This window comes from Hymenobacter agri, from assembly GCF_054778495.1.
In genome coordinates, this window is the sequence record NZ_BAAGZM010001106.1 from 1 (window position 1) to 819 (window position 819).

The 819-nt window shown below is 67.3% G+C and carries 1 protein-coding gene; it reads right to left on the reverse strand.

From position 1 onward, the window contains the following. On the reverse strand, positions 1–819 hold an 819-nt coding region (locus ACYVDE_RS24755), incomplete at both ends, for a glycoside hydrolase family 3 protein (protein WP_460504177.1).

Sequence of the window (819 nt, forward strand, 5' to 3'; positions counted from 1 at the left end):
GCCGGAGTTGGCCACGCGCACCGTGGCGCGCAGGCGGGCCGTGGGGCCGGTCAGCACCGAGTCGCTCAGGGCCAGGCCCGAGTAGGCGTAGGTGGTGTAGCTCAGGCCCTCGCCAAACTCGGTCAGCATCGAGCTTTTATACTTCGGCCCGCGCTGCTCAAAACCGGCGCCGAAGTCGCTCAGGTCGAGACTGTTCTCGTTATTGTCGTGGTGGTAGTTGGTGATGTGGCCGGCAAATTGCGGGTAGGTAAAAGGCAGCTTGCCGCTGGGGTTGGCCTTGCCGCTGATGATTTCGGCCAGCGCCGTGCCGCCGCCGTAGCCCGGCAGCCCCGCCCAGATGATGGCCGACGTGCCCTCCGCCACTTGCCGGATAATGCCCGGGCGGCCGCCAATCATCAGCAGCACGGTGGGTTTGCCGCTAGCCTGCGCGGCCCGGGCCAGCGCCTGCTGGTCGTCGGGCAGTGTCAGGTCCGACGAATTGCCTAGGCCTTCGGTGTAGGGCCGTTCGCCCAAGGCCAGCACCACGGCATCGGCCCGCCGGGCGGCCGATGCAATGCTGGTCAGCAATGATTTACCGGTAGCATCACGGTATGGCAGCGTTTCCACGGTGGCCTGCGGGTACTCGCGGCGCAGGGCTTCGAGCAGCGTGGGTACATCTTTGGGGTAAGCGGCTTCGGGGCGGCCCTGCCAGGCCAGCGTCCAGCCGCCGCACAGGTTGGCGCGTGAGTCGGCCGAGGGGCCCACTACCAGCAGGCGCCTGATGCGCGTCGGAGCCAGGGGCAGGGTGTTTTTCTCGTTTTTCAGCAGCACCACGCCCTG